At 73.4% G+C, this 20,500-nt stretch carries 13 protein-coding genes; 12 read left to right on the top strand and 1 reads right to left on the bottom strand.

The genetic code is table 11. The features are described from left to right. The first annotated feature begins 63 nt into the window (after positions 1–63). The 7 genes from OHB56_RS08020 (at position 64) to OHB56_RS07990 (ending at position 10,877) form a co-directional block, all read left to right on the top strand. Complete coding sequence (locus tag OHB56_RS08020) at positions 64–1,188, top strand: glycosyltransferase family 4 protein (protein ID WP_406352408.1); 1,125 nt, start codon at positions 64–66, stop codon at positions 1,186–1,188. After that, a complete protein-coding gene (locus OHB56_RS08015; RefSeq protein WP_406352407.1) occupies positions 1,185–2,531 on the top strand; it encodes a glycosyltransferase in 1,347 nt (448 codons plus the stop codon). The genes OHB56_RS08020 and OHB56_RS08015 overlap by 4 nt, the downstream gene beginning before the upstream one ends. A 26-nt stretch (positions 2,532–2,557) precedes the next feature. Further along, positions 2,558–3,418, top strand: coding sequence for an SGNH/GDSL hydrolase family protein (locus OHB56_RS08010; RefSeq protein ID WP_406358969.1), 861 nt, complete (start codon positions 2,558–2,560; stop codon positions 3,416–3,418). A 118-nt stretch (positions 3,419–3,536) separates the two neighbouring features. Beyond that, positions 3,537–5,063, top strand: coding sequence for a hypothetical protein (locus OHB56_RS08005; RefSeq protein ID WP_326751635.1), 1,527 nt, complete (start codon positions 3,537–3,539; stop codon positions 5,061–5,063). Beyond that, entirely contained in the window at positions 5,060–5,227 is a 168-nt protein-coding gene (locus OHB56_RS08000; protein ID WP_326751634.1) for a hypothetical protein, read from the top strand. Before OHB56_RS08005 ends, OHB56_RS08000 begins: the two co-directional genes overlap by 4 nt. Then, positions 5,224–6,105 (top strand): hypothetical protein, encoded by an 882-nt coding sequence (locus tag OHB56_RS07995; protein ID WP_406352405.1) that lies wholly within the window; start codon positions 5,224–5,226, stop codon positions 6,103–6,105. Before OHB56_RS08000 ends, OHB56_RS07995 begins: the two co-directional genes overlap by 4 nt. Positions 6,106–6,227: 122 nt before the next feature. Next, positions 6,228–10,877, top strand: a complete 4,650-nt coding sequence (locus tag OHB56_RS07990; protein WP_406352403.1) for a hypothetical protein — start codon at positions 6,228–6,230, stop codon at positions 10,875–10,877. Between the two features lie 94 nt (positions 10,878–10,971). On the opposite strand, the gene OHB56_RS07985 is transcribed toward OHB56_RS07990, so the two are convergent. Beyond that, the gene (locus tag OHB56_RS07985) at positions 10,972–11,649 is read right to left on the bottom strand and encodes a hypothetical protein (RefSeq protein ID WP_406352401.1); all 678 of its coding nucleotides are present in this window, start codon (positions 11,647–11,649) and stop codon (positions 10,972–10,974) included. 420 nt (positions 11,650–12,069) lie between these two features. Between OHB56_RS07985 and OHB56_RS07980 the strand changes: the two genes are divergently transcribed. Genes OHB56_RS07980 through OHB56_RS07960 form a run of 5 tightly spaced genes read left to right on the top strand, consistent with a single transcriptional unit; the run spans position 12,070 to position 20,214 of the window. Beyond that, positions 12,070–15,084 (top strand): nitrate- and nitrite sensing domain-containing protein, encoded by a 3,015-nt coding sequence (locus OHB56_RS07980; protein WP_406352399.1) that lies wholly within the window; start codon positions 12,070–12,072, stop codon positions 15,082–15,084. Then, complete coding sequence (locus OHB56_RS07975; protein ID WP_055594409.1) at positions 15,081–15,515, top strand: roadblock/LC7 domain-containing protein; 435 nt, start codon at positions 15,081–15,083, stop codon at positions 15,513–15,515. Before OHB56_RS07980 ends, OHB56_RS07975 begins: the two co-directional genes overlap by 4 nt. Positions 15,516–15,524: 9 nt before the next feature. Further along, positions 15,525–15,920: a DUF742 domain-containing protein gene (locus OHB56_RS07970; RefSeq protein ID WP_326751629.1), complete on the top strand. Its 396-nt coding sequence runs from the start codon at positions 15,525–15,527 to the stop codon at positions 15,918–15,920. Between the two features lie 24 nt (positions 15,921–15,944). Continuing rightward, positions 15,945–19,628, top strand: a complete 3,684-nt coding sequence (locus OHB56_RS07965; protein WP_406352397.1) for a hydantoinase B/oxoprolinase family protein — start codon at positions 15,945–15,947, stop codon at positions 19,626–19,628. Continuing rightward, entirely contained in the window at positions 19,609–20,214 is a 606-nt protein-coding gene (locus OHB56_RS07960; RefSeq protein WP_351128942.1) for an ATP/GTP-binding protein, read from the top strand. Before OHB56_RS07965 ends, OHB56_RS07960 begins: the two co-directional genes overlap by 20 nt. The last annotated feature ends 286 nt before the right edge of the window (positions 20,215–20,500 follow it).

Below are 20,500 nucleotides of genomic sequence, written 5' to 3'. Positions count from 1 at the left end.
ACGTTCCCCCACCGGAAAGATCCACGTTGACGTGGCCACGCCCGGCACGGCGAGAACACCCGTATGCGAGTCGTCATCGTGACCGAATCCTTTCCCCCCGATGTGAACGGCGTGGCTCACTGCGCGCTCCAGACCGCCCGGCACCTCGTCGACCGCGGTCACGCCCCCGTCGTCGTCGCCCCCGCCACCGCGGGCGACGAGCCCGACGACCGGGCTCCGTGCCCCGTCGTCCGGGTCCCCTCCCTTCCGCTCCCGGGCTACCCGCAGGTCCGCGTCGCTCTCCCCAGCCGACGCGTCACCGCGGCGATCGCCGAGCACCGGGCCGACCTCGTCCACCTGGCCAGCCCCTTCGTGCTCGGGGTACGTGGCATGGCGACGGCCTCGCGCCTCGGACTGCCCGCCGTCGCCGTCTACCAGACCGACCTCGCCGGGTACGCCCGCACGTACATGGGTGTCGGAGAGGCCGCGGCCTGGCGCCGCATCAGGTCCGTGCACTCGGCCGCCGACCTCACCCTCGCCCCGTCCGGCGCCGCACGGAACGACCTCCGGGCGCACGGCATTCCCAGGGTCAAACTGTGGCCGCGCGGCGTGGACACGGTCCGCTTCCGACCCGGCCTGCGCGACGAGGCGCTGCGCAGGGAACTCGCCCCGAACGGTGAGCTGCTCGTCGGCTACGTCGGTCGGCTCGCCCCCGAGAAACAGGTCGAGCTGCTGGCCGGGACGAGCACCCTGCCCGGAGTACGGGTGATCGTCGTGGGCGACGGACCGAGCAGGCCGAACCTGGAACAGGCCATGCCCGGCGCCGTCTTCCTGGGGCGCCGCACCGGTGACGAACTCGCCCGCATCTTCGCCTCGCTGGACGTCTTCGCCCACACGGGCCCCTTCGAGACCTTCTGCCAGACCGTGCAGGAGGCCATGGCGAGCGGCATCCCCGTGGTCGCGCCCGCCGTGGGCGGCCCGCTGGACCTGGTCGTCCACGGGCGCACCGGGTTCCTGGTGCCGCCGCGCGACGCCGCCGCCGTGCGGGACGCGGTCCGGTCCCTGGCCGCCGACCCCGGACTGCGCGCCTCCTACGGGGCGGCGGGGCGCGCGATGGTCGAGGGACGCACCTGGGCCGCCGTCGGGGACCAGCTGATCGGCCACTACGCGGACGTGCTGACCGGGCGCCGGACGGCGGTGGCGGCATGAACGGGACCGCGGGAACGGGCGCTCCGCCGACCGGTGCTCCGTCCGCCGGGCCCCCGTCCGCCGCAGCCCCGGCGGTCCGCACGCCGCCGCCGGCGGACGGTGCCCAGGGGGCCGGAGGTCCGCTGCGGATCGTGCGGCTCGCGAACTTCGTCGCACCGGCCTCCGGCGGACTGCGCACCGCGCTGCGGGAGCTCGGCAAGGGCTACCGGGCGGCGGGGCACGAGTCCGTACTCGTCGTCCCCGGCGACCGGGCGAGCGACCGGGAGACCGAGCAGGGGAGGGTGATCACCCTGCCGGGACCGCTGCTGCCCGGCACCGGCGGCTACCGCGTCCTCACCGACAAGCGGTGGCTGACCGCCCTGCTCGAGGACCTGGCCCCCGACCGGCTCGAGGTGTCCGACCGGACGACCCTGCGCTGGACCGGGAGATGGGCGCGGCGGGCCCGGGTGCCGGCGGTCATGGTCTCCCACGAGACCGCCGACGGAGTACTGCGCACCTGGGGAATGCCCGAGGGAGCCGCGCGGCGCACCGCCGACGCCCTCAACGTCCGTACCGCCCACACGTACGCACGCGTGGTGTGCACCACCGAGTTCGCCGAGCGGGAGTTCGCCCGGATCGGGGCCCGCAACATCGTACGGGCACCGCTCGGCGTCGACCTGACGGAGCGGCGCCCCGCGCTGCGCGACCCCTCCGTGCGGGCCCGCTACGCGCGCGCGACGGAGACCCTGCTGGTGACCTGCACCCGGCTGTCCGTGGAGAAACGGCCCGGTACGGCGCTGGACGCGCTCGAGGCGCTGCGGCGGCGCGGACGGCGGGCGGTCCTGGTGGTGGCCGGGGACGGGCCGCTGCGGAAGCGGCTCGAACAGCGCGCGCGGGAACGCGGACTGCCCGTCGTCTTCCTGGGCCACGTCCTCGACCGGACGTTCCTCGGCGCCCTCCAGGCTTCCGCCGACGTGTGTCTGGCGCCGGGACCCGCGGAGACCTTCGGGCTCGCCGCGCTGGAGGCGATGGCCTGCGGCACACCCGTGGTGGCGAGCTCCTCCTCCGCGCTGCCGGAGGTGATCGGCTCCTCCGGGGCGACGGCGGCGGACCGGGGGGAGTCGTTCGCGGACGCCGTCGAACTCCTGCTGGGACGGCCGGAGACGGAGCGGCGCGAGGGGGCACGCGCGCGTGCGGAACGCTTCGGATGGGCGGCGGCGGTGGCGGCGTTCCTCGACGCCCACGAGGCGCCGCGACAGGCGGCCGTACGGGACCACGCGTGGGAGAGCGCGGGGGAAGGCGCGCGGGAGGACGTGGCGCCGGGCCGGCCCGCGCCCGCGGCGCTGCCGGGAGGTCCGCTGTGAGACCCGCCGGGAGACCCGTGCGCTTCGTGGCGCTCGGGGACTCGCTGACCGAGGGTGTGGGGGATCGCTCCGACGGCGGATGGCGGGGCTGGGCCGCGCTGCTCGCCGGGTCGCTCGGCGAGGAGCCCTCGCTGTTCACCAACCTCGCGAGAAGCGGGGCGCAGACGCACGACGTGCTCGAAGCGCAGCTCCCCGTGGCACTGGACCTGGGGCCCGACCTGGTCTCGGTCGTCGTCGGGGTCAACGACACCCTGCGCCGGAGCTTCGACATCCACGCCGTGGCCAGACGACTGGACCGGGTGTACGCGGCCTGCACCGCCCAGGGCGCCGTGCTGCTCACCGCGTGCCTGCCCGATCCCGGCGGCGTCATGGGCCTGCCCGGGGCACTGGCCGGGCCGCTGGCCCGGCGACAGCGTGCGGTCAACACCGTCGTCCACGCGCTGTCCGACCGGTACGGCGCGGTGCACCTGCACGCCGGCGAGGGCGACTGGGTCACCGACCGTGCGATGTGGAGCGTGGACCGGATGCATCCCGGCGAGCGGGGGCACCGCCAACTGGCCGTGCGGTTCCACGCGCTGCTGGTGGAACGCGGCCTCGCGGCCGGGCCGGCGCCCTCGCCCGACCCGCAGTCCGCGGCACCCACCCCGGGGGCGAGCCTGTGGTGGATGGCCACCGCCGGCACCGGATGGGTGGCCCGCCGGTGCACCGACCTGCTGCCCCAGCTCCTCGCGCTCGCCGCCGACGAACTGCGGCATCGCGCGCGGGGCACCAGCATCCGGCTCGACCTGCGGGCCTCCGCATCGGTGTCGGCGGCACTGGCCGCGCTGTCGGCAGGGGAGCAGCGGCCGGGCACCTCCCAGGGATTCAGCGGCGCCCTGCCGCAGTGAAGCGGAGGCGCACCGGCGCAGGACGAGGGAGGAGGAACAGGACGTGTGACAACCGCGACACCGTGACGCATCTGCGTCGTTTGGGTCGTTGTCAGATCGAGGACCTAGTCTGTGCACCGTGACTTCACCAGCATCGACGGACAGCGCTCCGCCCCAGCTCAGCGCGGGGCCGCGGCCCGCGCCGGGCCCGGCGGCCGACGAAGGGCTGGCCCGGCGGCTGCGCGCGCTCGCCTGCACCGCGCCGCTGCACGACCTCGACGCGCGCAAGGCCAACCTGGCCGGCGAGTACTCGGTGTACGGCATGGCGGAGATCGCCCTGGCGGCCATCGACCTGGTGACGCTGAACATGGACTTCGACACGGGCGCCGACCACGACCAGATAGTGGCCCGGCTCATCCCGCGCATCGCCGCCCAGGCCCCGCGCCGGCCCGCCGCCGAGCACGAGCGGGTGGCCCGCTGGGTCCTGGAGAACCTGATCAACGTCGGCAGCGTCGACCGCGGCTTCCGCGCGGTGTACGGCGTGTTCGGCGCGGACGGCTCCTATGTCCGCCGCGACTACGACTTCAAGTTGATCGAGGAGGTTCCCGGCCCCGGCGGCACCGTCTACCTCCGCACCACGGACGAGGCGGTCAACGTCCTGGTCGGCGCCCTGGACACCGATGTCACCAGCGCCCAGATCGCCGCCGAGGTCAAGCTCGAGGTGCTCATCAGCCGGGGCAGGCTCGCCGACGCCCAGCTCGCCGCCGAGCAGGCCCGCTACCGGACCGTGCAGTACTCCGAAACCCTGCGCCGTGCCCTGGACGCCACCCGGCGCAATGTGCGCGCGGTGGACTGGCTCGCTGCCGTCCCGGACATGATCGTCGAGGCCCTGGACCACGTCGCGGACCGATACCGCCACGAGAACGCGATCCTCACCAACATCCGCAAGGCCCGCGACGAGTCGGAGGAGCCGGAGCACAAGCGCAGGGCCGCCGAGCTGGTGGACATCGTCAAGGACTGCATCCGCAGGCACACCCAGCTCCAGTCCCGGCTGCTGGAGGCCGGCCCGCTGTTCCGCGCCGAACAGGACCGGCAGGCTTTCGCCACCCCTACGTCGTCCTCGGGCACGGACCTCTACGGACACCTCCTGGCGCCGCTGCTCCCACTCCCCCTGGAACAGGCGGTCCGGGTCACCGACACCTTCTTCGCCCGCGGTACCGGACTGCGTACACCGGTCTCCGTCCGGGTCGCCGATCTCGTCGACATCCTGCTGACCCCGCCGGTGGAGCGGGAGCACCTGGGCGCCGAGATGCCGGACCCCGACCTGATCGCCACACCGGACGACAGCCGCTTCACCGAGGAGCAGCTGGTGGCCGCGACCGCGCTGCTGGAACTGCCGGCCGACGCGCCCCGCCGGCTGTCCGGACTGCTCGCGGAGGCACGCTGTCAGGACCCCGAACTCCCTTACCTGGTGGCACTGCTGGCGGTCCATGCGGCCAGCCCCCCGGTGGGCACCGCCTACCGCCAGGGCGAGCGGCGGCTGCTCTTCGCGGTGGACGACGGCGTCGAGCTGGACGACCCTGAGTTCGGCGGCGCCGACCTCATCGTCGGCACGGCCCTGCTGGACGCGGCGGGAATGGCGGCGGACCGGACGGAGGCGGCGTGACGAGCCTTTCGCCCGCGATCCGGGAGCCGGCTGCGGCCGGCGGCCCCGGGGCCGCCGGCCGCACCGCCCGTACGGTCCGTGCCGCCCGCGGCGTCGTCATCGCCCTCCCCGTCGTCCCTGCCGCCCCCGTCGTCGTCCTGTGCGAGGAGGAACCGTGTCCGTGACCGAGTATGCCGAGTGGAGCGAGGCGGAGCCCACCGCCGCACCGGCGAGCGGCGCCGTCACCACCGCCGACGCGGCCGACGCGGCGCGGCTCGTCGCCTTCGGCCTCCAGCCCAAGCTCCAGCCGGCCCGAGACCAGGAGTACGCGGACCTGCTGCGCCGCTACCGCGAGGACCCGTCGTTCGCGCGGCTCGCCGACGCCGTGGCCACAGGCCTCGGGCTGATCGTCCTGGAGGTGTCCCCGCGTGCCGGAATGGCCGTGACCGCCGCCGAGGACTCGGTGTTCGCCGTCCGTATGGGTGACTACGCGCGGCGTACTTCCGCCGACGGCGGAGACAGGTTCCTGCACGGGCTCGCGCACCTCGCCGTCGCCGTCATGGCGTTCCCCCGCCCCGAGGACCTCGCCGACGACGGCTACATCGGGCGGGTCACCGTCAACGGTGTCGACGCCTTCGTGCGCCAGACCTGCCATCGGCTCGAGGAGCGGGCCGCGGAACAGGGCGAGAACACCGACCCGGCCAGCGACGCCCCCGGGCTGGAGACGGCCTGGCGGGTCTGGGCGAGACGCAGCGCGACCGGCGCCACCAAGGACGCCCGCAGGCTCGCGGGCTCGACCACCGGCATCGTCGCCAAGGCCGTCACCTTCCTCACCGACTCCGGCTTCCTGCAACGCACCGGGGACGACAACGGCGGCACCTACCGCACAACGGCCCGCTACCAGCTCCAGGTGCGCGACCTGGCCGGCAGCGCGGCCCTGGCCGAACTGCTGGAGCTGGGCGTCGTCCCGGTCACCGACGGCACCCCGACCCTGCTGCCCGCGGACAGCGGAGAGGACCTGGACCTGGTGGCCGACGCCGGTCTGCCCTTCCACTCCACCTGAGCCGCTCCAGCACCGCTGCCCACGACCGCCGTCCGAAACCGCTGTCCTGTCCGCGCCCACCTCCCCGTTCCTCCCTGTCGTCCCGAACCACCCCGACCTGCCGAAGACTTCGAGAGTCCGCCATGTACGAGCTGTCCCGGGTCCGCCTCTACTCCATCGGGCCCGCCGGTGCGCGCTACGCCGACACCGTGCTTGACCTGCGCGGTGTCGGTGAGACCGTGCCGCAACCCGCGCCGACGCAGGCGGAGTTCTTCGCGGAGGAGCCCGTCGGCCCGCCCCGTCGCCCCGCGCCCGCCGGGGTGCTCTTCCTGGAGAACGGCGGCGGCAAGTCCGTCCTGCTGAAACTGATCTTCTCCGTGATGCTCCCGGGCCACCGCAACACCCTCGGCGGCGCCAGCTCCGGAGTGCTGCGCAAGTTCCTGCTGGCCGACGACTGCGGCCATGTGGCCCTGGAATGGCAGCACGTGCTGACCGGCGAGTGCGTCGTCGTCGGCAAGGTCAGCGAATGGCGTGGGCGCCAGGTCTCCAACGACCCGAGGAAGTTCGCCGAGGCCTGGTACTCACTGCGCCCCGGTCCGGGGCTCAGCCTGGACAACCTTCCCGTCGCCGAGGCCACCGCAGTACGGCCGCCCGCCGACGGCCAGTCGGGCGCGCGGGGCCGCCGCCGCACCATGAAGGGCTTCCGGGACGCGCTCACCGAGGCGGGCAAGACGTATCCGCACCTGGAGGTGCACTGGGAGGAGACCCACGAGCGCTGGACCGAGCACCTCGGCGACCTGGGGCTCGACCCCGAACTCTTCCGCTACCAGAGGGAGATGAACGCCGACGAGGGCGAGGCCGCCGGCCTCTTCGCGGTCAAGAAGGACTCCGACTTCACCGACCTGCTGCTGCGCGCCGTCACCGACACCCGCGACACCGACGGACTCGCCGACCTGGTCGGCGGCTTCGGCAACAAGCTGGGCCGGCGCGCCGAGCTGATCGCCGAGCGGGACTTCACCGCCGGGTCCGCCGAACTGCTCGGCCGGATCGTCGAAGCCACCGGCGCCCGTACCCAGGCACGGGAGATCCACACCGCGGCCGAGCGACGCACCCGCACCCTGGCCCGCAGGCTCTCCGCGCGCGGCCGCCAGGAACGCGTCCGGGCCGCCGACCTCGCCCACCGGGTCACCGTCGCCGCCGACGCCGTCACCCGGGCCGGGACGGCCCGCGAGCACAGCGCGCTGATCTCCGCGGAGATCGCCTACCGGCACGCCTCACTGGCGCTGGCGGCGGCCGAGAAGTCCGCCGCCGCGCAGAAGCGCGAACTCGCCGACGCACGTACCCTGTACGCGGCCTGGCAGGCCGCCGAGGCGGCGCTGCGCCACCGCGCCGCCGCCGACAGGGTCGCCAGGGTCTCCGCCGTGATCCAGGAGGCCGAGCGGGACGCGGCGCCCGCGCTCGCCGCCCGCGCCAAGGCCGCCGTCGACCTCGTACGCGCCCTGCACACGGCCGCGCAGAACGCGGAGAACCTCGCCAACGAGGAGGAGGAGCGGTCCGCCGCCCTCCAGGAAGTCAGCGACACCGCCCACCGCGACGCCACCGCCGCCGCCACCGAGACGCAGCGCGCCCGCAGCGAGATCGGTCATCTCAGGCAGCGGCTCGCCGAGGTCGAGCAGGAGACCACGGAGGCAGTCCGGGCCGGCTGGCTCGACGACAGCGCCCCCGACGCCGACCCGGCCCGCGCCGCGCTCGCGGCCAGCGACGCGGAGAAGACCGCGGTCACCGCCTGGGACGCGGCTCGTGAGACGTCCCACCGGGCGACCGAGCAGGCGCGCGAAGCCGCCGCCGTCGAAGCCCGGGCGGAACTCACCGCCGCCCGCGCGGCGGACGCGGCCACGGCGGCCGGCCGCGCCCACGAGGGCGAGCTGCGCACCGCACAGGCCCTCGCCGCGGAGGAACGGCCGACCGAACTCCTCGGCCTGCCCGGAACGAAGTCCCGCCCCTCCGTTCCGCGGCCCCGCCCCGACACGGACGCCGAACCGGGCGACGGCCCCGTCACCGAAGGCGCCCTCACCGCCACGGAACTGGACCGTTTCGCCGACGACCTGCGCGAACTGCTCGAGGAGGCGGTCACCTCCGCCGAACGCCAGTTGTTCGAACTGCGCACCGCCGCCGCCGACGACGCCCGCATCCTCGGCGCCCTCGGCGACGGCGGGCTGCTGCCGCCGGGACCGGACGTGCTGGCCACGGTCGAGTTGCTCGGCGAGCACGGCATTCCCGCCCTGCCCGGCTGGCGCTACCTCGCCCAGGCCGTCGACCCCGCCGACCACGCGCGCGTGCTGGCCGCCCGTCCGGAACTGGTCGACGGCGTCGTCATCACCGACCCGGAATCCCACACCCGTGCCCGTGCGGCCCTGAGCGACGCCGCCCTGCTGCCCCGCTCCGCGGTCGCCGTCGGCACGGCTGCCGCCCTCCTCGCGCCGACCCCGGCACCGGGCGCGGACACCGGCGACGTCTTCCTGGTACCGCCGAACCCGGCCATGCACGACGAACACGCCGCCGACGAGGAACGGCAGACACTGCGCGCCCGCGCGACCGCACGCGACGAGGAGATCCGGGCGCTCGCGGCACGGCTCGCCAAGGACCGCGAGCTGACCGCGCGGCTCACCTCCTGGCGCACCGGCTGCCCGCCCGGCCGGCTCACCGAACTGGCCCGCGCGGCGCATGACGCCCGCGCCTTCGCGGAGGAGTCCGAGGCGGAACTGGCCGAGGCACGCGCCGTGCGGGCGGAGGCCGAGGAGGCCGCCGCCGAGGCCGCCCGGGTGCGTGACGAGCTCCAGGAGACCGCGCAGAAGGCACGTCGCGCCGCCGACGCCCTCGCGGGACTCGCCTTCCGGCTCCGCGAACGGGCGGGCTGGCAGGCCACACTGCGCGAACTGGCCGACGACGCCGCCGAGGCCGAGGCCCGCGCCCAGGCCTGCCTGGATCGCGCGAGGACCGCCGACGAGGACCGGCGCGGCGCGCAGCGGGCAGCCGACGACGCCCGGCGCACCGCGCGTGCGCTGCGCGCCGAGCGCTCCGAGATCGCGGGCGCCCCCGACGACGTATCCGACGAAGCGGTCGGGGCCGGCGCCGAGCCGGCGCGGATCTCCCTGCCCGCTCTGCGGGAGGCGTACCGTGCCGCGTCCCAGGTGTACGAGAAGGTCGGCGTCGGTGCCGATCTGCGCGCCGAGCAGGCCCGTGCGGAGAGCGACGAGAGCGCGGCCCGCGCGGAGCTGGACCGGCTGAGCAACAAGGTCCGCAACCGGGCGGAGCAACTGCTGGAGTCACCCGACGGCTCGGACGGTCCCAGCCGGCAGGCCGCCGCGGCCCGCGCCGAGGAACTGGTGCAGCTCCTGGAGACCCGGATGTCGAGCGCGAGCGAGCAGCTCGGGCGACTGCGTGGCGAGGCTGAGCGGCTGGCGCCCGAGGAGGGCGGGCAGCACACCGCGCTCCCCGAGGACATGGTGCCGCGCGACGCCGAGCACGCCCAGGCGCTGTTGCGCACCGCCACGACCGAACTGGCCTCCCGGACGGGGGAACTGGACAGCGCCAGGGAGATCCACGGCGATCTCCTCGCCGCGCACCGCGGCGCCGAGGACGCGGCCGAAGGCTTCGACGAGATCGCCGCCATGCTCCGCGACCTGCTGCGGGAACACACCTCCGAGGAGGAACCGGAGCAGCCCGAGCCCTATCCCGGCAGCCCCGAGGAGGCCCGCCGGTCCGCCGCGGAGGCCCGCAGGTCGCTCCGCGGTTGCGCCGCCGACCTGTCCGCCGCCGAGTCCACGGTGCGCGAGGCGAGCGACATCCTTGTCCGGCACGCCAACTCCACACGCTACGAGCAGGTCCGCACCCCCGCCCGGCAGCAGATCCGCGAGCTTCCCGCCTCGGCACTGCCCGAGCACGCCCAGAAGTGGGCGGACGCCTTCGCACCCAGGCTCCGGGTGCTCACCGACGAACTGGAACAGCTGGAACGCAACCGCGACTCGATCGTGGACCGGCTCAGAGGGCTCGTCGAATCGGCCCTCGCCACTCTGCGCTCCGCCCAGCGGCTGTCGCGGCTGCCCGAAGGACTCGGCGAGTGGTCGGGGCAGGAATTCCTGCGTATCCGCTTCGAGGAACCCGACCAGGCGACCCTCACCGAGCGGCTCGGCGAGGTCGTCGACGAGGCGACCCGCGCGGCCGTCCGCAAGAACTCCGACCTGCGCCGCGACGGCATGTCCCTGCTGTTGCGCGGAGTCGCCGCCGCCCTCCGGCCGAAGGGCATCGCCGTCGAGATCCTCAAGCCGGACGCCGTGCTGCGCGCCGAGCGGGTTCCCGTCGGACAGATGGGCGACGTGTTCTCCGGAGGGCAGCTGCTCACCGCCGCCATCGCCCTGTACTGCACGATGGCCGCCCTGCGTTCCAACGACCGGGGCCGCGACCGGCACCGGCACGCCGGCACCCTGTTCCTCGACAACCCCATCGGCCGCGCCAACGCCACCTACCTGCTGGAGCTCCAGAGGGCCGTGGCCGACGCGCTCGGTGTGCAGCTCCTCTACACCACCGGCCTGTTCGACACGACGGCACTCGCGGAGTTCCCCCTGGTCATCCGTCTGCGCAACGACGCCGACCTGCGAGCGGGCCTCAAGTACATCAGTGTCGAGGAGCACTTGAGGCCGGGCCTGCCGCGGGAGACCTCCGACGAGGAAGCCGTGCACAGCGAGATCACGGCCACCCGGATGTTCAAGAGGCCTGCCCCGGCGAACGGTTGAGCAGGCATCCTCCCCCCCCGCTCGCCCGGGCCGGGGCCCGGGCGAGCGGGACCCGGACCGCCCACGTGTCCCGCAGGACGGCGGAGCGGCCGGGTCAGGGGTGGGACAGCTGACCGGCCCCGCCACCCCGTCGGCGTATTCGCGCTTGCGCACGCTGCGCGGACCGCTCCCGGCGGCGGGCACGGCGCCGCTCGCGCCGCAGGGCCCGCGCGGTGCTGCTGGGTGCGGACACCACGCCGTTGCGCTGGTTCCAGACCTGGCGGGTCACCCACACGTCGAGGACACCCCAGGTGGCCAGGATGGTGCTGACGATGCTGCTGATGATCATGGGGAACGCGAGCCAGGAACCGGCGAGCGTGCACAGGAAGGCCACCATGGCCTGAATCAGCGTGATCGCGACGATGAGGACCGCCCGCACGGCCGACGTCCGCACCGGATCCGGCAGCCGGCGCCGCCGCGCGGGCTCCTCGACCCACAACGGCCGGTGGTCCGGCTGCCGGTGAGCCCCGTCCCCCGCGCCGTGGCTCCCACCGGTCTTCCCGGTGGCCGGTATCCCGGGTCCGGCGATGCCCGCGGCGGTTCCGGTCCGGTCCTCGCCGTCCCCTGTCCCGGTCACGCCCGCCGATACCTCGTCAGTCCTGGTCGTGGGAAGGTCCTGGATGCCGACCGCGACTCTCCCGGCCGCGGCCGCACCGCTGTTCGCAGTCTCGTCGTCCGGCCGCTCCACCACCAGGTCGCCCTCGGGCGACCCGTACCGCTCCGCCGTGCCCATCAATGTGTCACTCCCCACCGCCGGCAGACCGCTTTTCCGGGTCCGAAGACCCGGGTCCCCAACGACTGCCCGGCTTGCACTGATTTACGCCGCCCGGATATGGGGCATGGCTCCTGTGGCCGATTACGCCCCCATCACCCACAGAGAAGGACGAAGGGCGCGTCACAAAGATTCCCGAGTAAGAAAAGGAATCGGCCAAATCCTACTCGCGGGTGCCGCGGCTCGTTCCGTCGGCCTCCTCTGCGAACCGGGAGGCAATCTCCCCCAATGCCCGGACAACTCACCATGTCTCGCCGTCGGTGCGGAAGTTCGGATTCCGGAGAGCTCTTCGAGTTGGCCGTGGCACGGTAGTAGGCTCGCGCCGTTTGTTGACGCACAGGTGTGCTCCCGGCTGTCCCGGGGGCCGAGCTGGGGGAGGCCATGCGCTTTCGCGGGAAGTCCATCCGCCGGAAGATCGTGGCGCTGCTTCTCGTGCCGCTGGTGTCCCTGACGACGATCTGGGCCTTCACCACCCTGCTGACGGGCCGTGAGGCAAGCCATCTGCTCGATGTGTCGTCGGTGATGGAAGAGGTCGGTTACCCCGTGGAGGACACCGTCCGTGTCCTCCAGCAGGAGCGCCGTCAGACTCTGGTCCATCTTGCCGACCCGCGCGCCTCCGACGGGCTCGCCGCACTCCGCCGCAGCCGCGCCGCCACCGACAAGGCCGTCAGCAGAGTCCGGGAGAACACGGCGGACCCCGATGTGCGCGAGGCGATGGGCCAGGACACCGAAGCGCTGAGCGCGGTACTGGACTCCCTCGACGGCATCGAGTCCCTGCGCCGCAGTGTCGAGGACGGCACCGTCGACCGCTCTCAGGCCCTCGACCTCTACAACCGGCTGGTCGACCCGTGCTACACCCTGTTGGCCGGTCTGCACGTGGTCGACGACGTCGGGCTGGACAAGCAGTACCGCGCCCTCGTCAGCCTCGCCCGGGCCCGTGAACTCCTCGCCCGCGAGGACGCCCTGCTCGGCTCCGCCCTCATCGTCGGCGCGCTGTCCCGCTCCGAGGCCCGGGACATCTCCGACTTCGTGGCCCAGCGCACGCTGCTGTACGACGCCGGTCTGCCGCAGTTGCCCGCGGCGGAACGGGACCGCTACGAGAGTTTCTGGAAGAACGCGGCGTCCGCGCCGCTGCGGGTCGCCGAGGAGGCGGCCCTCTCCTCCGGCACCGGACCGCCCCGCGGCATCACCGCGAGAAGCTGGGACACCGCAGCCGGCCATGTGCTCGAGGAACTCGGCACCCTCAACGACCAGGCCACCGACCGATACCAGGACCGGGTCCGGCCCGTCGCCATGGGCGTCATCACCCAGGCCGTCGTCGCGGGTCTCCTCGGCCTGATCGCCCTGCTCGTCTCGCTCTTCCTGTCCGTGCGCATCGGCCGCGGCCTCATCCGTGACCTGCGGCAGCTGCGCCTGGAAGCCCACGAGGCGTCCGGCGTGCGACTGCCCAGCGTGATGCGGCGCCTCTCGGCGGGCGAACAGGTGGACGTCGAGACCGAGGTCCCGCGCCTGGAGTACGACAGGAACGAGATCGGCGAGGTCGGCCAGGCCCTCAACACCCTGCAACGGGCCGCCGTGGAGGCGGCCGTCAAACAGTCCGAACTGCGCTCCGGGGTCTCGGAGGTCTTCGTCAACCTCGCCCGTCGCAGCCAGGTCCTGCTGCACAAACAGCTCACCCTCCTGGACACCATGGAGCGCAGGACCGACGACACCGAGGAACTCGCCGACCTCTTCCGCCTCGACCACCTCACCACCCGCATGCGCAGGCACGCCGAGGGTCTGGTGATCCTCTCCGGCGCCGCGCCCTCCCGGCAGTGGCGCAAACCCGTCCAGCTCATGGACGTCGTGCGCGCGGCCGTCGCCGAGGTCGAGGACTACGAGCGCATCGAGGTCCGCCGGCTGCCGCGGGTCGCCGTCACCGGCCCCGCCGTCGCCGACCTGACCCACCTGGTGGCCGAACTCCTGGAGAACGCCACAGTGTTCTCCCCGCCGCACACCGCCGTCCAGGTCCTGGGGGAGCGCGTCGCCAACGGCTTCACCCTGGAGATCCACGACCGGGGTCTCGGCATGGCCGCCGAGGCGCTGCTCGACGCCAATCTGCGGCTCGCCGAGACACCGGAGTTCGAACTCTCCGACACCGACCGCCTCGGACTGTTCGTGGTCAGCCGTCTCGCGCAGCGGCAGAACGTCCGGGTCTCCCTGCAGCCGTCTCCCTACGGCGGCACCACCGCGGTCGTCTTCATCCCGGACGTGCTCCTCACCGACGACGCCCCGGACACCAACGGCGCCGGCTTCCGCCTCGACCGGCCCCGGCGCGCCAAGGACAGCGAGCCGGAGGACAGCCGCCGTCTCACGCTCTCCCGGGTGCCCGTCCAACTGCCCGGACTGTCCGCCTCGCTCCTGAACGGTCCGGTCGAACTCGAGGCCCCTGTCGACCTGGACGCCCTCGACGACTACCCGGGCGCGCCAAGGGACGAGGACGACGAGCGCGGCGGCCTGTTCGGCCACCGCCGATCCCCGGCCCGTCCCAAGGACGAGCGGCCGGGCCGCCGCCGCGAGTCCCACCCACCGGCCACCGGCATCGGCAAGGGCAACGGTGACGGACCGGACCTGGACACGGACGGACCGGACCCGGACTCGCACGGCCGGGCGGGCGCCGCGGTCCCGCCGCCCCGCAGGGGAACGCCCAAGCTGGTCAGCTCGCACGGACGTCCCGTCGGCGACGAGCACGCCCGCCGGGAGAAGCCGGACCAGGACACCGGTACGTCGTCCGCCCGCCCGGAACAGGAACCGGCGCCCGCGTTGCCGACCCGCCGACGCGGCGGGCAGCCCTCCCCGGACCGGGATCCGGGACCAGCCGGCGGGGAGAAACCGCCACCCCTGCCCGCCCGCCGGCGGGGCGCGGAGTCCCGCCCCCAAATCGGTGCACGCGCCGACGACCGGCCCGCGAACCGGGCGCCCCGAGGCTCCGCCCGGGACGACGGCCCACCCGCCCCGGCCGACGGTGACCCTCCGGGCGGCTCCGGACACCCCACGGGCACGCCGCACGCCCGCCACGAGCACTCCGCGGCGGGCCCGGCGGCGGAGCCAGGCTCCGGCCGCGCCCCGCAGGACACGGGCGCAGGCCCGGCTGGCACCGCGTCGCTGCCCCGGCGGGTACGGCAGGCCAGCCTCGCCCCCCAGCTCAAGCGGAGCGTGCCACCACGGAACGAGGAGAGATCCCAGCCCGTCGAACGGGACGCGGAGGACGTACGCAGCCGCATGGCCTCGCTCCAGCGCGGCTGGCAGCGTGGCCGCGAGGAGAACGCCGCGGGCGACGGCGCCTCCGGCGGGGCAGCGAGCACCGCAAGGAACGACCAGGAACGACCAGGAACGACTAAGGGGGACGGTCGATGACCGCACCGCACACGACCGGCCACGCCGACGACGGCAAGGGGGAGCTCAACTGGCTCCTCGACGACCTGGTGGCCCGCGTCGCCAGTATCCGAAAGGCCGTCGTCCTCTCCGGCGACGGCCTCGCCACGGGGGCCTCCCAGGAGCTGACCCGCGAGGACAGCGAGCATCTGGCCGCCGTCGCCTCCGGGTTCCACAGCCTCGCCAAGGGGGTGGGCCGTCACTTCGAGGCAGGCAGTGTCCGCCAGACCATCGTCGAACTCGACGAGGCGTTCCTGTTCGTCACGGCCGCCGGGGACGGCAGCTGCCTCGCCGTTCTCGCCGACGTAGACTCGGACGTCGGGCAGGTCGCCTACGAGATGACCCTCCTCGTGAAGCGGGTGGGTCCGCATCTGGGAACCGAACCGCGTACCGATCTGCCCCCGGGCGGGTAGTGGGACGGCATGAGTGCTGACGGTGAGGGAAGAAGCCACTGGTTCGACGACGAGGCCGGACCGGTCGTCCGTCCGTATGCCATGACGCGGGGCCGCACTTCGAGTGCGGCCCAGCACCGCCTCGACCTGATCGCGGTGGTCGTCACCGAGCCCGGCGCGGACGATCCGGAGAGCGACCCCACACTCTCCCCGGAACACGTGGACATCGTCGAGCTGTGCCGGGACACACCGCAGACGGTCGCCGAACTCGCGGCGGAACTCGACCTGCCGATCGGAGTGGTGCGCGTCCTCGTCGGCGATCTCGTCGATCTCGAGTCCGTCCACGTGAACCGGCCCGTTCCCCCTGCCGAACTGCCGGACGAGAGTATTCTGCGCGACGTGATCAACGGCCTCCGGGCGCTGTGAGCGGCGCGGAAGCGGGGTACTGACGTGACAGGCTGGCAATTCTGGGTCGACCGAGGCGGCACCTTCACCGACATCGTCGCCCGTCGACCCGACGGACGACTCCTCACACGCAAACTGCTGTCGGACCATCCGGCCCTCGATCGGCCCGGTCGTCCTCCCGGCGGGGCGGAACCCGCCGCCGACGCGGCGGTCGCGGGTGTCCGCGAACTGCTGGCCGGCTCCCGCGATCCCGTCGAGTCCGTACGTATGGGAACCACGGTCGCCACCAACGCCCTCCTGGAGCGCACCGGCGAACGCACCCTCCTGGTCGTCACCCGCGGCTTCCGCGACGCCCTGCGCATCGCCTACCAGAACCGCCCCGCCATCTTCGCCCGCCGCATCGAACTGCCCGAGCTGCTGTACGAACGGGTCGTCGAAGTGGACGAACGTGTCGCCGCCGACGGCACCGTCCTGCGCGCCCCCGACCTGGACGCCCTCGACGGGCCGCTGCGCCGGGCTCACGACGACGGCATCCGGGCCGTCGCCGTGGTCTGCATGCACAGCCACCTCCACCCGGCCCACGAACAGGCGGTCGGGGAACTCGCCGCCCGCATCGGCTTCCCGCAGATCTCGCTGTCCAGCGAGGTCAGCCCGCTGATGCGGCTCGTTCCCCGCGGCGACACGGCCGTCGTCGACGCCTACCTCTCGCCCGTACTGCGCCGCTACGTCCGGCAGGTGGCCGACGCGCTCGACGGCGTACGGCTGATGTTCATGCAGTCCAACGGCGGCCTCGCCGAAGCCGCGCAGTTCCGTGGCAAGGACGCCGTCCTGTCCGGGCCGGCCGGCGGCATCGTCGGGATGGCCCGCATGTCGCAGCTCGCCGGCTTCGACCGGGTCATCGGCTTCGACATGGGCGGCACCTCCACCGACGTGTCCCACTTCGCGGGGGACTACGAACGCGTCTTCACCACACAGATCTCCGGCGTACGGCTGCGCGCGCCCATGCTGGACATCCACACCGTCGCCGCCGGCGGCGGCTCGGTCCTCCACTTCGACGGCTCCCGCTACCGCGTGGGCCCGGACTCGGCCGGTGCCGACCCGGGTCCCGCCTGCTACCGGGCCGGCGGCCCGCTCACGGTCACCGACGCCAACGTCATGCTCGGACGCATCCAGCCCGCCCACTTCCCGGCGGTGTTCGGCCCGAACGGCGACCAGCCCCTCGACGCCGGCCTCGTCCGCGACCGCTTCGCCGGCCTCGCGCGCGAGATCCGCGAACAGACCGGCGACGACCGCACCCCGGAGCAGGTCGCCGAGGGCTACCTGCGGATCGCCGTCGCCAACATCGCCGCCGCGGTGAAGCGGATCTCCGTCCAGAAGGGCCACGACGTCACCCGCTACGCCCTCACCACCTTCGGCGGCGCGGGCGGACAGCACGCGTGCAGGGTCGCCGAATCCCTCGGCATTCGCACCGTCCTCGTGCCGCCCCTGGCGGGCGTCCTCTCCGCACTCGGTATGGGCCTCGCCGACACCACGGCCATGCGGGAACGCTCCGCCGAAGCACCCCTGGAGCCCGCCGCGATGCCCGGCGTCCACCGGATCGCCGACGACCTGGAAGCGGCGGCCCGCGCCGAACTCCTTGCCGAGGACGTCCCCGAGGACCGGATCGAGGTCACCCGCCGGGCCCAGCTCCGCTACGACGGCACCGACACCACCCTCACCGTCGAACTGACCGACCCCACCGCCATGCGCCGCGCCTTCGAAGAACGTCATCGCGCCACGTACTCCTTCACGCTCGACCGCCCGATCGTCGTCGAAGCCCTCTCCGTCGAAGCCACCGGCATCACCGAACCCCCCGACCTCTCCGCCCTCGCCCCGTACGAAGGCCGCCCGGCCGCCCCGCGCTCCGTCCGTCTCCACACCGGCGGCACCTGGCGCGACGTCCCCCTCCACCGCCGCGAGGACCTTCCCCCCGGGAAGGCGGTCACCGGACCGGCGATCATCACCGAGGCCGGCTCCACGACCGTCGTCGACGAAGGCTGGCAGGCCGCTCCGAACGACGACGGGCACGTGGTCATGGAACGCGTCGCGATTACGCAGAGTTCCGATCCCGGTACCGAATCCGCCCCGGAGGCCGATCCGGTTCTGCTCGAGGTCTTCAACAACCTCTTCATGTCCATCGCCGAGCAGATGGGCGCCCGCCTCGAGTCCACCGCCCAGTCCGTCAACATCAAGGAGCGCCTGGACTTCTCCTGCGCCCTCTTCGACCCGGACGGAAACTTGGTGGCCAACGCCCCTCACATTCCCGTCCACCTGGGCTCGATGGGCATCGGTGTCAAGGAGGTCATCCGGCGGCGCGGCTCCACCATGCGCCCGGGGGACGCCTACGCCGTGAACGACCCCTACCACGGCGGCACCCATCTCCCCGACGTCACCGTGATCACCCCGGTCTTCGGCACCGGGTCCGCCGACACCACGCAGGGTGACCGAAACGTTCTCTTCTACGTCGCCTCACGCGGCCACCACGCCGAGATCGGCGGCATCGCCCCGGGTTCCATGCCCGCCGACAGCCGCACCATCGACGAGGAAGGCATCCTCTTCGACAACTGGCTGCTCGTCGAGAACGGACGGTTCCGCGAGGAGGAGACCCACCGCCTCCTGACCGACGCGCGGTACCCCTCCCGCAACCCGCAGACCAACCTCGCCGACCTGCGTGCCCAGATCGCCGCCAACCAGAAGGGTGTCGACGAGGTCGGCCGGATGATCGAGAACTTCGGCCTCGACGTGGTCCAGGCCTACATGCGGCACGTCCAGGACAATGCGGAGGAAGCGGTCCGCCGCGTCATCGACGCCCTCGACGACGGCGAGTACGCCTACGAGACCGACTCCGGGGCCGTCATCCGGGTGCGCGTACGCGTGGACCGCGCGGACCGCTCCGCCACCATCGACTTCACGGGCACCACCACGCAGTTGCCCACCAACTTCAACGCCCCCTTCTCGGTCGTCAACGCGGCCGTCCTGTACGTCTTCCGCACCCTGGTGGCCGACGACATCCCGCTCAACGACGGCTGTCTGCGGCCCCTGCGGATCATCGTGCCGCCCGGTTCCATGCTGGCGCCCCGGCCGCCGGCCGCCGTCGTCGCGGGCAACGTGGAGACCTCCCAGAGCATCACCGGCGCCCTCTACGCGGCGCTCGGTGTCCAGGCCGAGGGCTCCGGCACCATGAACAACGTCACCTTCGGCAATGCCCGCCATCAGTACTACGAGACCGTCGCCTCCGGCTCGGGCGCGGGAGAGGGCTTTCCCGGCGCGTCCGCCGTGCAGACCCACATGACCAACTCGCGCCTCACCGACCCCGAGGTCCTGGAGTGGCGCCTGCCCGTCCTCATCGACGAGTTCGCCGTACGCGAGGGCAGCGGCGGAGCGGGCCGGTGGCACGGCGGGGACGGCGCGGTCCGCCGCATCCGCTTCCTGGAACCCATGACCGTCTCCACGCTGTCCCAGCACCGCAGGATCCCCCCGTACGGCATGGCGGGCGGCGCGCCCGGCGCGCCCGGCGCCAACCGGATCGACCGCGCGGACGGCACCGTCACCGCACTGGACGGCAGCGACTCGGCGGACGTCCGCCCCGACGACGTACTGGTCATCGAGACCCCCGGCGGTGGCGGCTACGGTCCACCGCCCGACCCTCACCGAGCAGGAGAAAAGTACGATGATCTTCGGGCGTTCTGAGCGCGGCAAGCCCCCGGTCGAGCCCGTCACGCTCAAGATCCTGGTGGCCGGCGGCTTCGGCGTGGGCAAGACCACGCTCGTCGGCGCGGTCAGCGAGATCAGGCCGCTGCGCACCGAGGAACTGCTCACCGAGGCAGGGCGCCCGGTCGACGACCTCAGCGGGGTGGAGACCAAGAACACCACCACGGTGGCCATGGACTTCGGCCGCATCACGCTCCGCGAGGACCTGGTGCTGTACCTCTTCGGCACACCCGGCCAGGAACGGTTCTGGTTCATGTGGGACGAGCTAGCCGAAGGTGCCCTCGGCGCCGTCGTCCTCGCCGACACCCGGCGGCTGGAGGACTGCTTCGCGGCCATCGACTACTTCGAGCGGCGCTCCATACCGTTCCTCGTCGGCGTCAACTGCTTCGAGGGAGCCGTACGGTACCCGGCCGACGACATCCGCCGGGCCCTCGATCTCGACCCGGACGTACCGCTCCTGATGGGCGACGCCCGGGACCGGGAGTCGGTCAAGACGATCCTCATCGGCGTCGTCCAGCACGCCATGGCACAGGCGGCACGGCGCCGGCAGGCCGTCACCACCTGAACCCGAGGCGACCCGGCCGGACCTCCTCCCGAGGTGCCGGCGCCCTCCCGGCGCCCGGTCGCCCCCGTCGGTTGTGAAGTGCCAGGTCGGCCAGGACGTCTTCCCGCCCTCACGGAGCACGCCGACGACGGCCTCCACCTCCCTGCCCACCCGTCGGCCCGGCGACGGCGGCCCCGAGAGCCGTCCTGCCCGGCACCACCGTCCGCACGGCGGGCGACTCCACCGCGATCGACGTGCACGGCTCCCACGGAAGTCCCTGGTTGCTCGCACAAGGCGATGGAGCCCG

Source organism: Streptomyces sp. NBC_01635, from assembly GCF_045209715.1.
Classification (GTDB): domain Bacteria; phylum Actinomycetota; class Actinomycetes; order Streptomycetales; family Streptomycetaceae; genus Streptomyces; species Streptomyces hirsutus.
The sequence above is the reverse complement of the archived record's forward strand: the minus strand, read 5'-3'. Positions and strand labels throughout refer to the sequence as shown.

Coding starts and splice junctions, on each gene's coding strand:
- OHB56_RS07980 (WP_406352399.1), top strand. CDS start 12,070: ATGCGCTTTCGCGGGAAGTCCATCCGCCGGAAGATCGTGGCGCTGCTT.
- OHB56_RS07975 (WP_055594409.1), top strand. CDS start 15,081: ATGACCGCACCGCACACGACCGGCCACGCCGACGACGGCAAGGGGGAG.
- OHB56_RS08015 (WP_406352407.1), top strand. CDS start 1,185: ATGAACGGGACCGCGGGAACGGGCGCTCCGCCGACCGGTGCTCCGTCC.
- OHB56_RS08020 (WP_406352408.1), top strand. CDS start 64: ATGCGAGTCGTCATCGTGACCGAATCCTTTCCCCCCGATGTGAACGGC.
- OHB56_RS07985 (WP_406352401.1), bottom strand. CDS start 11,649: ATGGGCACGGCGGAGCGGTACGGGTCGCCCGAGGGCGACCTGGTGGTG.
- OHB56_RS07970 (WP_326751629.1), top strand. CDS start 15,525: ATGAGTGCTGACGGTGAGGGAAGAAGCCACTGGTTCGACGACGAGGCC.
- OHB56_RS07960 (WP_351128942.1), top strand. CDS start 19,609: ATGATCTTCGGGCGTTCTGAGCGCGGCAAGCCCCCGGTCGAGCCCGTC.
- OHB56_RS07990 (WP_406352403.1), top strand. CDS start 6,228: ATGTACGAGCTGTCCCGGGTCCGCCTCTACTCCATCGGGCCCGCCGGT.